This is a genomic window from Rhizobium leguminosarum (assembly GCF_019798305.1).
Classification (GTDB): Bacteria; Pseudomonadota; Alphaproteobacteria; order Rhizobiales; family Rhizobiaceae; genus Rhizobium; species Rhizobium leguminosarum_U.
Genome location: NZ_JAAXDD010000007.1, coordinates 242,354 through 255,841, shown reverse-complemented (window position 1 = coordinate 255,841; position 13,488 = coordinate 242,354). Strand labels below are relative to the sequence as shown.

General features: G+C 62.0%; 14 protein-coding genes. 11 read left to right on the top strand and 3 right to left on the bottom strand.

The window, feature by feature from the left end:
* The first annotated feature begins 49 nt into the window (after positions 1–49).
* The 3 genes from HFO99_RS14785 (at position 50) to HFO99_RS14775 (ending at position 3,583) form a co-directional block, all read left to right on the top strand.
* Positions 50–1,252, top strand: coding sequence for a phosphoglycerate kinase (locus HFO99_RS14785; RefSeq protein WP_222361971.1), 1,203 nt, complete (start codon positions 50–52; stop codon positions 1,250–1,252).
* 225 nt (positions 1,253–1,477) lie between these two features.
* Positions 1,478–2,503 (top strand): class I fructose-bisphosphate aldolase, encoded by a 1,026-nt coding sequence (locus HFO99_RS14780; RefSeq protein WP_222334223.1) that lies wholly within the window; start codon positions 1,478–1,480, stop codon positions 2,501–2,503.
* A 156-nt stretch (positions 2,504–2,659) separates the two neighbouring features.
* Complete coding sequence (locus HFO99_RS14775; RefSeq protein ID WP_222334222.1) at positions 2,660–3,583, top strand: PhzF family phenazine biosynthesis protein; 924 nt, start codon at positions 2,660–2,662, stop codon at positions 3,581–3,583.
* 45 nt (positions 3,584–3,628) lie between these two features.
* Here the strand turns inward: HFO99_RS14775 and HFO99_RS14770 are convergent, their stop codons facing one another.
* A complete protein-coding gene (locus HFO99_RS14770) occupies positions 3,629–3,793 on the bottom strand; it encodes a hypothetical protein (protein WP_165406136.1) in 165 nt (54 codons plus the stop codon).
* Between the two features lie 173 nt (positions 3,794–3,966).
* Here HFO99_RS14770 and HFO99_RS14765 point away from each other — a divergent pair, with 173 nt between their 5' ends.
* The 3 genes from HFO99_RS14765 to HFO99_RS14755 all read left to right on the top strand — a co-directional run bounded on the left by HFO99_RS14765 (position 3,967) and on the right by HFO99_RS14755 (position 6,577).
* Positions 3,967–5,265, top strand: coding sequence for an MFS transporter (locus HFO99_RS14765; RefSeq protein WP_064247672.1), 1,299 nt, complete (start codon positions 3,967–3,969; stop codon positions 5,263–5,265).
* A gap of 214 nt (positions 5,266–5,479) precedes the next feature.
* Complete coding sequence (locus tag HFO99_RS14760; RefSeq protein WP_018481035.1) at positions 5,480–5,671, top strand: DUF1192 domain-containing protein; 192 nt, start codon at positions 5,480–5,482, stop codon at positions 5,669–5,671.
* Positions 5,672–6,061: 390 nt separating this feature from the next.
* Positions 6,062–6,577, top strand: a complete 516-nt coding sequence (locus HFO99_RS14755) for a DUF1465 family protein (RefSeq protein ID WP_003542804.1) — start codon at positions 6,062–6,064, stop codon at positions 6,575–6,577.
* A gap of 190 nt (positions 6,578–6,767) precedes the next feature.
* Here the strand turns inward: HFO99_RS14755 and rpmE are convergent, their stop codons facing one another.
* Positions 6,768–6,989 carry a 50S ribosomal protein L31 gene (gene rpmE, locus HFO99_RS14750; protein ID WP_003542805.1) on the bottom strand — a complete coding sequence of 74 codons (222 nt, stop codon included), beginning with the start codon at positions 6,987–6,989 and terminating at the stop codon, positions 6,768–6,770.
* Positions 6,990–7,181: 192 nt separating this feature from the next.
* Here rpmE and HFO99_RS14745 point away from each other — a divergent pair, with 192 nt between their 5' ends.
* The 5 genes from HFO99_RS14745 (at position 7,182) to HFO99_RS14725 (ending at position 12,343) form a co-directional block, all read left to right on the top strand.
* Positions 7,182–8,984, top strand: coding sequence for an ABC transporter transmembrane domain-containing protein (locus tag HFO99_RS14745; RefSeq protein WP_222361969.1), 1,803 nt, complete (start codon positions 7,182–7,184; stop codon positions 8,982–8,984).
* Between the two features lie 143 nt (positions 8,985–9,127).
* Complete coding sequence (locus HFO99_RS14740) at positions 9,128–10,120, top strand: Bug family tripartite tricarboxylate transporter substrate binding protein (protein ID WP_222361967.1); 993 nt, start codon at positions 9,128–9,130, stop codon at positions 10,118–10,120.
* A gap of 174 nt (positions 10,121–10,294) precedes the next feature.
* Positions 10,295–10,483, top strand: a complete 189-nt coding sequence (locus HFO99_RS14735; protein WP_017968150.1) for a YegP family protein — start codon at positions 10,295–10,297, stop codon at positions 10,481–10,483.
* A 275-nt stretch (positions 10,484–10,758) separates the two neighbouring features.
* The gene (locus HFO99_RS14730; RefSeq protein WP_222334215.1) at positions 10,759–11,097 is read left to right on the top strand and encodes a YciI family protein; all 339 of its coding nucleotides are present in this window, start codon (positions 10,759–10,761) and stop codon (positions 11,095–11,097) included.
* A 7-nt stretch (positions 11,098–11,104) separates the two neighbouring features.
* Positions 11,105–12,343, top strand: coding sequence for an RNA polymerase sigma factor (locus HFO99_RS14725; RefSeq protein ID WP_222361965.1), 1,239 nt, complete (start codon positions 11,105–11,107; stop codon positions 12,341–12,343).
* 110 nt (positions 12,344–12,453) lie between these two features.
* Here HFO99_RS14725 and HFO99_RS14720 read toward each other — a convergent pair whose 3' ends face one another.
* On the bottom strand, positions 12,454–13,485 hold the full coding sequence (locus HFO99_RS14720; RefSeq protein WP_222361963.1) for a peptidoglycan -binding protein: 1,032 nt from the start codon (positions 13,483–13,485) through the stop codon (positions 12,454–12,456).
* Positions 13,486–13,488 lie beyond the last annotated feature (3 nt).

Below are 13,488 nucleotides of genomic sequence, written 5' to 3'. Positions count from 1 at the left end.
CCTTGCTATGTTCGGCGCAACTTTCGCCAACCACGACAGGATCCTCCCCATGCCTTCTTTCAAGACCCTCGACGATCTTTCCGACCTCAGCGGCAAGCGCGTTCTCGTCCGCGTCGATCTCAACGTCCCGGTGAAAGACGGCAAGGTCACCGATACGACGCGCATCGAGCGTGTGGCGCCGACGATCCTCGAACTGTCCGAAAAGGGTGCCAAGGTGATCCTGCTCGCCCATTTCGGCCGGCCGAAGGATGGCCCTTCGCCGGAGCTGTCGCTGTCGCTGATTGCCCCTTCCGTCGAGGAAGTGCTTGATCATGCGGTGCTGACGGCTTCCGACTGCATCGGCGAGGCCGCTGCCTCTGCCGTTGCCGCGATGAATGACGGCGACATCCTGCTTCTGGAAAACACCCGCTTCCACAAGGGCGAGGAAAAGAACGACCCCGACTTCACCAAGGCGCTTGCCGCCAACGGCGACATCTACGTCAACGACGCCTTTTCGGCCGCCCACCGCGCCCATGCCTCGACCGAGGGTCTTGCCCACCACCTGCCGGCCTATGCCGGCCGCACCATGCAGGCGGAGCTGGAAGCGTTGGAAAAGGGCCTCGGTGATCCCGCTCGCCCTGTCGTCGCGATCGTCGGCGGCGCCAAGGTCTCCACCAAGATCGACCTGTTGATGAACCTCGTGAAGAAGGTCGATGCGCTCGTCATCGGCGGCGGCATGGCGAATACCTTCATCGCCGCCCGCGGCACCAATGTCGGCAAGTCGCTCTGCGAACATGATCTCGCCGAGACCGCCAAGCAGATCATGATCGAGGCCGCGACCGCCGGCTGCGCCATTATCCTGCCCGAGGATGGCGTCATCGCTCGCGAGTTCAAGGCGGGTGCCGCCAACGAGACGGTCGATATCAACGCCATTCCCGCCGATGCCATGGTGCTCGATGTCGGCCCGAAATCCGTTGAGGCCATCAATGCCTGGATCGAGCGCGCCGCAACCCTGGTCTGGAACGGCCCGCTCGGCGCCTTCGAGATCGAACCCTTCGATACTGCAACGGTCGCTGCCGCGAAATACGCCGCTGGGCGCACGGTAGCCGGCAAGCTCACCTCCGTTGCCGGCGGCGGCGATACCGTCTCGGCGCTCAACCATGCTGGCGTTGCCGACGATTTCACCTATGTCTCGACCGCCGGCGGCGCCTTCCTCGAATGGATGGAAGGCAAAGAGCTTCCCGGCGTCGCCGTCCTCAACGCCGCCGGATAGTCGGCGCGACTGATTCCGCAGATTTTACATGTGGATAGACCGTGGAAGAAAAACAGCTTCCGCGGTCTTTTGCTCAGATGATGAAAAAAATCCCAAATTTTCAAACGATTGAATTGGATTCAATCGTTTCAATGACTTAGCCTTCCATTTTCCTCGCTATCAACTTCTGTTATCCGCGTTCTATATTCCTCAAGTGCCGATGTTTATTGTTGTGGAGAGAACGAAATGAGCGAACGACTGGAAGACATTGCAGTGCAGATGGTTACGGGCGGCCGGGGGCTGCTCGCCGCCGATGAATCGACCTCCACCATCAAGAAGCGTTTCGACGCGATCAATCTCGAATCGACCGAAACGAGCCGGCGCGACTACCGCGAAATGCTCTTCCGTTCCGACGAGGCGATGAAGAAATATATCTCCGGCGTCATCCTCTTCGAAGAGACGCTGTTCCAGAAGGCTGCGGACGGCACGCCGTTCGTCGATATCATCCGCGCAGCCGGCGCCATTCCCGGCATCAAGGTCGATACTGGCGCCAAGCCGATGGCCAAATATCCCGCTGAAACCATCACCGAAGGCCTCGACGGCCTCGGCGAGCGCCTTGCCAGATATTATGAAGCCGGCGCCCGCTTCGCCAAGTGGCGCGGCGTCATCGCCATCTCGTCGACCTTGCCGACCCGCGGTTCCGTCCGCGCCAACGCTCAGGCGCTTGCCCGTTATGCCGCACTCTGCCAGGAGGCCGGGATCGTTCCGATCGTCGAGCCGGAATGCCTGATGGACGGCAAGCCGGGCGACCACAATATCGACCGCTGCGCCGAAGTGACCGAGTTCACGCTGCGCATCGTTTTCGAGGAGCTCGCCGACGCCCGCGTCAATCTCGAAGGCATGATCCTGAAGCCGAACATGGTGATCGACGGCAAGAACGCCCGCAAGGCCTCGGTCGCGGAAGTTGCCGAACGCACCGTCAAGGTGCTGAAGGCGACCGTTCCGCCTGCCGTTCCCGGGATCGCCTTCCTCTCCGGCGGCCAGACGACCGAAGAAGCGACAGCCCACCTTTCGGCGATCAATGCCATCGGCGACCTGCCCTGGTTCGTCACCTTCTCCTACGGCCGCGCCCTTCAGGACAGCGCGCTCAAGGCCTGGAACGGCAAGCAGGAAAACGTCGCCGCCGGCCAGCGCGAATTCACCCACCGCGCCGAGATGAACAGCCTCGCCGCCAAGGGCAACTGGAAGAAGGACCTGGAAAAGGCGGCCTGATTATTAACGCTTAGGACTTGGGCAGGGACGGCAACCGCAGCGTAGCCGCCCCTGTCATCCTCTCTCCTACCTCTCATTGTCACGGCGACAAGAAACCGCTTCGTTCCGCGAAAAACCGTGATTACTCATAGCGTCCTGTCACTACAGGAGCCCGCCATGAACACCCTCTCCTATGTCACCGTCGATGTCTTCACCTCCACCCGCTTCGAGGGCAATCCGCTTGCCGTCATTTCCGATGCGCGCGGTCTGAGCGATGCGGCGATGCAAAAGATCGCCACCGAGTTCAACTATTCCGAAGTCACCTTCGTGCTGCCGCCGGAAGACGCTCAGAATTCCGCCCGCGTGCGCATCTTCACCCCGACGATGGAAATACCCTTCGCCGGCCACCCGAACGTCGGCACGGCCTATGTGCTCGGCCAGCAGGCGGAGATCTTCGGCAAGCCGGTCGGCGATACGCTGCGCTTCGAGGAAAGGGCCGGGATCGTCGAGGTCAGCCTCAAACGCAACGGCGGAAAGGTTGCTGCCGCCGCCATCCGCGCGCCGCGGCCGCTGACGATCGGCGACGCCATCGCCGTGGAAGCCATCGCCGGCTGCGTCTCGCTCGACCCCGGCGTCATCGTCAGCACCACCCATGCCCCGGCCTTTGCTTCGGTCGGTCTGAATTTTGCCGTCGCAGAGCTGAACGGGCTCGAAGCGTTGGCCGCCGCCCGCCCGAACCTTGCCGGGTTCCAGGCAGCCGCCGGTCGCCAGACGACCAGCGGCCACGATTTCTCGCTCTTCCTCTATGTCAGGACAGCCGAAAATCTATGGAATATCCGCGCCCGCATGTTCGCGCCCCTCGATAACGTGCCTGAAGATCCGGCAACGGGCAGCGCTTCCGCCGCGCTTGGCGCTTATCTCGTTTCGCTGGCGCCGGAGGCCGATATGAACGCCCGCATCACGATCGAACAGGGCGTCGAAATGGGCCGCCGCAGCGTCATCACCCTTGACGTCGTGAAATCCAACGGCATCGTCACCGATGTCGTCATTTCGGGAAGCTGCGTTTCCGTCATGCGCGGAGAAATTAGCCTGCAGGACTGACGGTCGCAGGTCGAGTCGCAGCCCCGGGTTATATGTAATTCAGGGTTACATCAGGAAATCGCGCGAAAGCAGAGCCAATGCCCAGACGCCGAAAGCGATCAGCGCGATCTTCCAGAAATCCATCCGCCGCCTGAGGCCGGGAAGCCCGAGCGGCTTGATCACCTGTATCGCCATGGCAAGGATGAGCAGCAAGGCTATCAGCTTTGTCATGCTTTATTTTTTCCGTTTTTCGGAATGTCACAGGACGGACATCTTTCCGCGCGAACAAGAGGATCTCCACACGCCGTAAAGACATTCCGGGGCACAATCAATCATCTTGAGACTGGGCTGACGCAGGTCTTGCCTTATGTCCATTGCAAATCGCTGAGACCGAGTCTGGGGAAATGAAAAGAAACCTTCTATCCGTCGCCGCGCTGCTCTTTGGCACGCTCTTCCTTTTCATGGGCAACGGCCTGCAGGGCATCCTGCTTCCTGTGCGCGGCAATCTCGAAGGCTACGCAACGACGACGCTCGGCCTGCTCGGCACCTCATGGGCCGGAGGCTTCGTCATCGGCTGCCTGGTTGCGCCGAAGATCGTGCGCCGCGTCGGCCATGTGCGTGCCTTTTCCGGCTTCATCTCGATCATCGCCATCATCGCGCTGGTCAGCGGCATCATCATTCATCCGGTCTGGTGGGTGGTCCTGCGCGCCGTCACCGGCTTCTCCACCGCCGGCACGTCGATGATTATCGAAAGCTGGCTGAACGAGCGCGCCAGCAACGAGAGCCGCGGCGCGATCTTCTCGCTCTATATCGGCATCACACTGCTCGGCGTCGTTGGCGGCCAGATGATGATCCCGCTCGAGGATGTGCGCACGCCGGTGCTGTTCATGATCTGCGGCATCTTCTATTGCATCGCGATGCTGCCGACGACGCTGTCGACCGCCGCTTCGCCGCAGCCGCTGAAGGCAGTGCGCCTCGACCTGCCGGCGCTCTATCGCAACTCGCCGGTCTCCTGTCTCGGCATCCTGCTCGTCGGTATCGCCAACGGTGCCTACGGTACGCTCGGCGCCGTTTTCGGCGCCGGCGCCGGCCTTTCCGACACCAGCATCGCCGTCATGATGAGCTCCACCATCTTCGCCGGGGCGGTGATGCAGCTGCCGGCCGGCCGGCTTTCCGATCGCATCGACCGGCGCTACGTGCTTGCCGCCATGTCAGGGATCGCCGCCCTTGCCGGCCTGCTGATCTTTCTGCTCCACCCCACGTCCCCCGCTTTTCTGATCGGGCTCGTTGTCCTTTACGGCGCAGTGGCGAATACGCTCTACCCGATCGCCGTCGCCCATGCGAACGACTTCGCGGCGTCGGAGGATTTCGTCAAGGTCTCCGGCGGCCTGCTGCTGCTCTACGGCATCGGCACGGTGATCGGCCCGACGATCAGCGGTCCCGTCATGTCGGCGATCACTCCGCATGCGCTTTTCCTCGTCACCGCCATCGCTCATGTGCTGATCACCGTTTACGCGATCATCCGAAGCCGCATCCGCGCTGCGATCCCCGCCGGCGACCGCGACGCCTACACGACGATCCCGACCGGCACCTCGCCGATGCTGACACCGCAAAGCATGTCGCTTGCCGACCGCGGCGCCAGCAAACCTCCCGAAACCGGAAAGTCTCCCGAAAGCGACGATCCTGCTGTAAAGTTCGGCTAGAAAAGGATGATTTAGGCCGGGTCGGCCTAAAATCTGAATCCTGTTCTACACTATATAGTGAGAGCATGATGTCGTCCAAAAGCCGATCACACTTTTCGGCATCATGCTCTGGAGCAATTCCAGCAAAACTCGCAGCGGTTTTGCCAGGCAAAGCGCGAAGCGATTTTGCCGGGAATTGCGTGACAAGCTATAGGCAGCCAACGGAGGACGAACCATGAGCTTCATCGATGACGACCGGCCGCAGAAGAAGGTCGCCCATGAGATCGGCGCCGATCTCTCCATGCTTTCGGTCGACGAGTTGAAGGCGCGGGTGGAATTGCTGAAGACGGAGATCGCCCGTCTCGAGGCCGAGGCCACTCGCAAGGCCTCCGGGCGGCAGGCGGCGGAAAGCTTCTTCCGCTCGTAGCCCACTAAAACCCCGAAAAACAAGCTTATAGGCGGATAAAACAGACCGCCTCAAGTCTTAATTCAGCACAATGTTAATAAAATATTAAGCTTTATAAGATATTACTATATTCATCCGGATTTTCTCTGGATCTCAGACAGTTTTCCAAGCGGTGAATTGGTCTGATTTTTCTCCCTGTTTTACCTTGAGAGCCGCGTTTGCGGCTCTTCTTTTTCCTATGGCCGGCGCACTTCCACGAAACTGTGGAGATTAACCCTTTCTTAAGAAACGGCTTGCGCATTTGGGCTAATGATACCATCTTAAAGTCATAAAGACGGGGCCCGGAAACTTTTCCGTCGGTGCCGGCGTTACCTGAATATATGTAGCTGCGTGCAAACAGGGACTATTGCGATGTCGGAAGTTGGATTGAACACGATCAGTTTTGCAGGCCGCGCCGCTGCATCCTCGCAGTTCAAGGCACTTTACGCGGAAGGCATGTCGCTGGTCGAAGAGACTGCCGCCTACCTCGATGGCCAGGGCCGCGCCGCCTCCAAGGTTCTGCCGCGGATGGCCTCGGTCCTTTACGCCGCGGAATCGATGCGTCTCACCACCCGCCTCATGCAGATGGCCTCCTGGCTGCTGCTGCAGCGCGCCGTCAACAACGGTGAAATGTCCCGCGACCAGGTACTGGCCGAAAAGAACAAGGTCCGTCTCGACGGCTTCAACGTCGACCGCGCCGCGCCCGGCTGGGGCGACCTGCCGGAATCCTTCCGCGACCTCGTCGAGCGCTCACTGCGTCTGCAGAACCGCATTGCCCTGCTCGACCGCGAGATCTACCGCCCGTCCGAAGCCGTGATCGTTCATGATAATCAGAACAGCGTCCAGGCTCAGCTTTCCCTGCTGCAGACCGCCTTCGGCAACAACTGACCGGATCCGCAAGAATTCGATATAAACCGGCTGCGTCTTACGCGGCCGGTTTTTTGTTTGCAGCTGAACACCGGCATTCCTGAAGCATCCTTTGCGCGCACGAAAAAGACGCGCGGCGCTGTAAGCCATTGCGAACGCAAAAAAGCCCGGCGAAACCGGGCTCTCTTCGAATTCCGTCGAGCAGAAGCGATTAGAGGCCGAGGCCGCCGAAACGCTTGTTGAACTTGGAAACGCGGCCACCGCGGTCCATGAGCTGCTGGTTGCCGCCGGTCCAGGCCGGATGCGACTTGGAATCGATTTCGAGGTTCATGACAGCGCCTTCCGAACCCCAGGTCGAGCGGGTTTCGTACTCAGTGCCATCGGTCATGACCACCTTGATCATGTGATATTCGGGATGGATACCTGCCTTCATAACAATCTTCCTGCGATACCGGAGTTCAATTTGCCGCATGCAGTTGCGGCCAACGAACCGATTGAATAAATGAAGCCGCAGTCGGATGGCTACGGCTTCCCATTAGGATGCGGTGCCTATACATGAAGGACGCCTAGATAACAAGAGCCAACAGGCCGCATTGCGCGGGTCCTGCGGGCGATCGGAGACGATTTGGCAGAGCAGGCACGGGCTGAGGAAAACAAGAAGCGATCGCTGCGACCGCTCGGCAGGCTGACACCCTATGTCATGCGTTACCGCGGCCTGGTGGCCGGTGCGCTGATGTCGCTGGCGCTTGCCGCCATCACCTCGCTGGCGCTGCCGCTCGCCGTGCGTCGCATGATCGATCACGGCTTCACCCAGTCGGACGGTCGTTTTATCAACAGCTACTTCGCCATGCTGATGGTGATGGCCATCGTGCTCGCGGTCGCAAGCGCGCTGCGCTATTATTTCGTCATCACCATCGGCGAGCGCATCGTCGCTGATCTTCGTCGCGATGTCTTTTCCCATGTGACGAGGCTGTCGCCCTCTTTCTTCGATGTCAACCAGTCCGGCGAGATCGTCTCGCGCCTGACCGCCGATACCACGCAGATCAAGTCCGCCGTCGGCGCCACTGCCTCTGTAGCGCTCAGGAACCTCATCCTCTGTATCGGCGCGATGGGCATGATGATCGTCACCTCGCCGAAGCTTTCGAGCCTCGTCATCGGAGCGATCCCGCTGATTGTCTTCCCGCTCGTCGCCTTCGGCCGCTCGGTGCGCAAACGTTCGCGCGCCGCCCAGGATACGCTCGCTGATGCCTCCGCCTTCGCCAACGAGACGATCGCCGCGACCCGCACCGTCCAGGCTTTCAACGGCGAAGATGCCGCAGCGACGCGTTACGGCACCGCCGTCGAATCCGCCTACCAGGCCGCCCGCGCAGCCATCCGCTCGCGCGCGCTGCTGACGGGGATCGCCATCACCCTGATCTTCGGCAGCGTCGTCGCCGTTCTCTGGGTCGGCGCCCACAGCGTGCTCGCCGGCACGCTTTCGGCCGGCACGCTTGGCCAGTTCCTGCTCTATGCCGTCATCGCCGCCGGGTCGCTGGGTGCTCTTTCGGAGGTCTGGGGCGAACTTTCGCAGGCAGCCGGCGCTGCCGACCGGTTGACCGAATTGCTCGACGAAGTCTCGCCGATCGCCGCCCCCGCCAGCCCGCAGGCTCTTCCTTCGCCCGGCTTTGGTCGCGTCGAATTTTCCGGTGTGCATTTCGCCTATCCCTCGCGTCCGGGCAAATCGGCCCTCCATGCGCTGAGCTTCGCCGTCACGCCAGGTGAGACGGTCGCCATTGTCGGCCCTTCCGGTGCCGGCAAGAGCACCGTCTTTTCGTTGCTGTTGCGCTTCTACGATCCGCAGCAGGGCAGCGTGAAGATCGACGGTGTCGATGCGCAGCTGACGACGCCCGACGAGCTGCGCCAGCGCATCGCCATCGTGCCGCAGGATGTCACCATCTTTGCCGCCTCGATCCATGACAACATCGCCTTCGGCCGTCCCGGCGCCTCGCGTGACGAGGTCCGCGCCGCAGCCCTTGCCGCGCAGGCCGACGAATTCATCGCTCGGCTGGACAGGGGCTACGAGACCGAGGTTGGCGAACGCGGCATCATGCTCTCCGGCGGCCAGCGCCAGCGCATCGCCATTGCCCGTGCCATCCTGAAGAACGCGCCGGTGCTGCTGCTCGACGAGGCGACCTCCGCGCTTGACGCCGAAAGCGAGACGCTGGTGCAGAAGGCGCTCGACGGCCTGGTGGACGGCCGCACGACGCTCGTCATCGCCCATCGCCTGGCCACCGTGCTGAAGGCCGACCGCATCCTCGTCATGGACCAGGGCCGCGTCGTCGAGGAGGGCACGCATCGGAGCCTGATCCACCATGGCGGCATTTATGCGCGGCTGGCACGGCTGCAATTCGACGCCGCCAACGAGGATGTACTCGCCGCAGCGAAATAGCCGGCGCCACTTCGCCAGCCAACAACGACTAAAGTCTGACCGCCACCGTGCCTTCCTGCGGTTGTTTTTCGCGCGTCCCGCCCTAACCTCTTCTTTCCCCGGAGTGGGGATATTGCGGCTGAAATCCTTGGGAGGAGATGGGAATGGCGCTTTCCGATATAACGCGACGTACGGGCCTTGCACTCGGTTTCGGTGTGCTTGCGGCCTTTGCCGTCGGCGCGTCTGCCGCTGCTGCGGATTTTCCCGATCGCACGATCACCATGGTCGTGCCCTTCGCGGCCGGCGGCTCGACCGATGTCGTCGCTCGCATCGTTGCGCAGAAGATGTCGGAGGATCTCGGTCAGCAAGTGATCGTCCAGAACGTCGCCGGCGCCGGCGGCAATCTCGGCGCCGGTAACGTCGCCCGTGCCGAACCGGATGGCTACACCATCCTGATGGGCACGGTCGCGACCCACGCCCTCAATCCGCTCATCCTGAAATCGACGCCCTATGACGCCGAAAAGGATTTTGCGCCGATCTCGCTGCTCGTCGTCGTGCCGAACGTGCTGGTCGTCAATCCGGAGCTGCCGGCAAAGACCGTGCAGGAGCTGATCGCGCTGCTGAAAGCCGAGCCCGACAAATACAGCTACGCCTCATCGGGCAACGGCACGCCGTTGCATCTTTCCGGAGAGCTCTTCAAATCCATGGCCGGCGTCAGCATGCAGCACATACCCTATAAGGGCGCCGGTCCGGCATTGAACGACGTTATCGGCAACCAGGTGCCAATCATGTTCGACAACCTGCCCTCCTCGTCGAGCCACATCAAGGCCGGCACCCTGCGGGCGCTGGCGGTGACCACGGCCAAACGTGCACCCTCCTTCCCCGACGTGCCGACTGTCGCCGAGTCGGGCATTCCAGGTTACGAGACCTATACTTGGAATGCACTTTTCGCTCCGGCCAAGACGCCGAACGAGGTGATAATGCGCCTCAACGCCTCGGCAAAAAAGGCGCTTGCCGACCCTGCCGTCGCTGAACGCATGAAGGAATTCAGTGCCACCGTCGTCGGCTCGACGCCGGAGGAACTGGCTGCCCATGTAAAGGCCGAGCTCGCCAAATGGGGGCCGGTCGTCGAAGGCGCGAATATCCAGATGGAGTAATGTGAAAGAGCATGTACCGGCATCCCTCCTTCACTTGCGTGCAATGGAAACGGTGGCAATTGGACGCTTGGCAACCCAATTCTTATTAAGGCAGTGGAAAAGCTCGCCATTTTGATCTAGCCTCCGCTAAGCTGATGGTTGCAATTCAGCGATTTGGGATTTCGGGAGACATCTATGTATAAATTCGAAGTCTATAAGGATAAGGCCGGCGAGTTCCGCTTCCGCTTCAAGGCATCGAACGGGGAGGCCATGTTCTCGTCCGAGGGCTACAAGGCGAAGGCGTCCGCCATGAGTGCCATCGAATCCATCAAGAAGAACACGCCAAGCGCCGAGGTCGTCGACCAGACGAAGGCCGAGTCCTGAGCAGACCGGCAGCGGCGGCGTGATTGCCGCCCTGCCCTTTCGCGCCCTTGAGCAGCGCCGGCGCCCTTGAGCCCGGGCGCTTGCTTCCGACTTTCGGCGCCATTTCTCTTTTTGCATATTTTTTATGAGGCCATGTCGAAACGACGGGTGGCCGCGCCTCATTGTCACGGAACGGATATCCCGAAAGCCGGGCCGCTCCACCGGGCAGGAGGTTTCGGATGTAGAATCCGGCCGGCATGCCTGGATCAACGCAACAACGAGATCAGGAGTTCTCCATGCAATATGCTCTCATCATTCGCGAAGCCGCCGAAGATTTCGCCCGCCGCGGCGATGCCGCCTATCGCGACGGCTGGGTCGCCTACAGCAAGGCGCTTGCTCAGGCGGGGATCATGACCGGTGGCGCCGGGCTGACCGGCCCGGAGACGGGCACGATCGTGCGCCGCAAAGGCGAGGAACACGATGTTCAGGACGGGCCTTATCCGGAAGGCAAGGAACAGCTCGGCGGCTTCTATCTGATCGATGTTCCCGATATCGACACCGCACTCGAATGGGCGACCCGCGTCCCGATCTCTGACAAGGGTTCGGTCGAGGTGCGCCCGCGCCTGCAGATGTGAGGCGGCAATGCCGCCCGATGCCGGACGCGCTGCCGAAAAGGTGGCGCGCCAGTCCTACGGCAAGCTGATCGCCTTCCTCGCCGCCCGCTCGCGCGACGTGCCGGCGGCAGAGGATGCATTGTCGGAAGCGCTGGCTTCGGCGCTTCGCGTCTGGCCGGAGCGCGGCGTTCCCGACAATCCGGAAGCCTGGCTGCTGGTGGCCGCCCGCCGCAACCTCATGCAGGCGGCCCGCCACCGCACCGTCGAAGCCAATGCGCAAACGACGATATCGGTCGCCTTCGAGGAAGCTGAGGAACGCATGAACGAAGCCGGCAATGCCGTCTTTCCCGATGAGCGGCTGAAGCTGCTCTTCGCCTGCACCCATCCCGCCATCGACAGCTCCGTGCATACGGCGCTGATGTTGCAGACCGTTCTCGGCATCCAGGCAAAGACCATCGCGCGGACCTTCGTCGTCGCACCAGAGGCAATGAGCCAGCGGCTGGTGCGGGCCAAGGTAAAGATCCGCGATGCCGGCATTCCCTTCGCCGTCCCGCCTCGCCCCGACTTGCCCGGGCGGGTCGCCGCCGTGCTTTCGGCGATCTACGCCGCCTACGGTCTCGGATGGGACGGGCTCGACGGGGGGAACGAACGCCATTCGCTGGCCGGCGAGGCGATCTGGCTCGGCCGTGCGCTTCTGGCGGTGCTGCCGGACGAACCGGAGGCGAAAGGCCTCCTCTCGCTGATGCTTCACTGCCAAGCCCGCCGCAGCACTCGGCGCGACAGCAACGGCCAATATGTGCCGCTGGACGAGCAGGATACGGCCGCGTGGAACGCGATCATGATTGCCGAGGCAGATGCGCTGCTGCGCAAAGCCGGAAACTTCGACCGTTTCGGCCCCTTCCAGTGCCAGGCTGCGATCCAGTCCGTGCATGCGGCGCGCCGGCTGTCAGGAACGACTGACTGGCAGGCGCTGACGACGCTCTACGCGGCTTTGGTGATGATGAAGCCGACGCTGGGTGCACGCGTCAGCCAGGCTGCAGTAATCGGCAGGGCCTCGAGCGCCGCGGCCGGGCTGGAGCAGCTCGACAAGCTCGATCGGCGCGACGTCGCAGCCTATCAGCCTTACTGGGCCGTGCGTGCCTATCTTCAGGCGCAGGCCGGCGACAAGACCGCCGCAGCCGACGCCTATATGACAGCGATCGGCCTCAGCGACAGCCCCGCCGTGCGCGACTTTCTCGCCGGCCGGTTAAAGGCCGTGCAGCGGTAATGTCAGCCCACTGCATAATTCCTTAAATCGGAATCGATTTTAGGAATTATGCAGCCATTCAAAGTGTTACAGCGTCGTTTGCGCGTCTTCAAAGACGCACGGCGCTGTAATCACTTCTCGGTCAGCTTCAGCTCGATGCGGCGGTTGGTAGAGCGTGCATCCGGCGTATCGCCCGGCGCGATTGGCTGGAACTCGCCGAAGCCGGCGGCAACCAGCCGGTCGGCCGGCACGCCCTGTGCGATCAGGAACTTGACGACCGAAATCGCGCGCGCCGAGGAGAGCTCCCAATTGTCGCGATAGCGGCCCGTTCCGGCAAGCGGCACATTGTCGGTATGCCCGTCGACGCGCAGCACCCAGTTGATCTCCGGCGGGATTTCCTTGGCGAGATCGAGAAGGGCGGCGGCAAGCTTTGCCATCTCGGTCTGCCCCTCCGGGTTGAGATCGGCACCACCCGAGGGAAACAGCACTTCCGACTGGAAGACGAACCGGTCGCCGACGATGCGGATATTCTCGCGGTCCGAGAGGATCTCGCGCAGACGGCCGAAGAAGTCGGAACGGTAGCGGTTCAACTCCTGCACGCGTGCGGCGAGCGCCACGTTGAGGCGGCTGCCAAGATCGGCGATCTTGGTCTGCGAGACCCGGTCTTTCTCCTCCGACGCCTGAAGGGCTGCTTCGACGGCGGCAATCTGGCTGCGAAGCGCTGAGATCTGCTGGTTCAGCAGTTCGACCTGACTGAGCGCCCGTTCGCTCACCTGCTTCTGCTCGTCAAGCTCCTGCGTCATCGAGCCGATCCGCTTCTGCGCCGCATCCTGGCCGCCCGAACCGGCATTCAGCAGCGCCTGTAGCCGCGAACGGTCGCCTTCGGCACTGGCAAGCGAGGCCTGCAGGTTGGCGACCGAATCCTGGAGATCCTGGTTGCTGCCCTTTTCGAGCGCGAGAAGCTGCGTCAGCTCGTTGATCTGGCTGTTGAGGCGATTGAGCACCTCATCGCGTCCGCTGATCTCGCGGCTGAGGATGAACTGCCCGACGACGAAGACCGTCAGCAGGAACATGATCGAGATGAGCAGCGTCGACAGCGCGTCGACGAAGCCCGGCCAGTAATCCACCGTGCGTTCGCGGCGCCGGTTGCGGGCAAGAGCCATGGC

Excerpts from the sequence above, each read along its gene's own strand:
- HFO99_RS14785 (WP_222361971.1), top strand. The coding sequence starts at position 50 with ATGCCTTCTTTCAAGACCCTCGACGATCTTTCCGACCTCAGCGGCAAG.
- HFO99_RS14780 (WP_222334223.1), top strand. The coding sequence starts at position 1,478 with ATGAGCGAACGACTGGAAGACATTGCAGTGCAGATGGTTACGGGCGGC.
- HFO99_RS14775 (WP_222334222.1), top strand. The coding sequence starts at position 2,660 with ATGAACACCCTCTCCTATGTCACCGTCGATGTCTTCACCTCCACCCGC.
- HFO99_RS14770 (WP_165406136.1), bottom strand. The coding sequence starts at position 3,793 with ATGACAAAGCTGATAGCCTTGCTGCTCATCCTTGCCATGGCGATACAG.
- HFO99_RS14765 (WP_064247672.1), top strand. The coding sequence starts at position 3,967 with ATGAAAAGAAACCTTCTATCCGTCGCCGCGCTGCTCTTTGGCACGCTC.
- HFO99_RS14760 (WP_018481035.1), top strand. The coding sequence starts at position 5,480 with ATGAGCTTCATCGATGACGACCGGCCGCAGAAGAAGGTCGCCCATGAG.
- HFO99_RS14755 (WP_003542804.1), top strand. The coding sequence starts at position 6,062 with ATGTCGGAAGTTGGATTGAACACGATCAGTTTTGCAGGCCGCGCCGCT.
- rpmE (WP_003542805.1), bottom strand. The coding sequence starts at position 6,989 with ATGAAGGCAGGTATCCATCCCGAATATCACATGATCAAGGTGGTCATG.
- HFO99_RS14740 (WP_222361967.1), top strand. The coding sequence starts at position 9,128 with ATGGCGCTTTCCGATATAACGCGACGTACGGGCCTTGCACTCGGTTTC.
- HFO99_RS14735 (WP_017968150.1), top strand. The coding sequence starts at position 10,295 with ATGTATAAATTCGAAGTCTATAAGGATAAGGCCGGCGAGTTCCGCTTC.
- HFO99_RS14730 (WP_222334215.1), top strand. The coding sequence starts at position 10,759 with ATGCAATATGCTCTCATCATTCGCGAAGCCGCCGAAGATTTCGCCCGC.
- HFO99_RS14725 (WP_222361965.1), top strand. The coding sequence starts at position 11,105 with ATGCCGCCCGATGCCGGACGCGCTGCCGAAAAGGTGGCGCGCCAGTCC.
- HFO99_RS14720 (WP_222361963.1), bottom strand. The coding sequence starts at position 13,485 with ATGGCTCTTGCCCGCAACCGGCGCCGCGAACGCACGGTGGATTACTGG.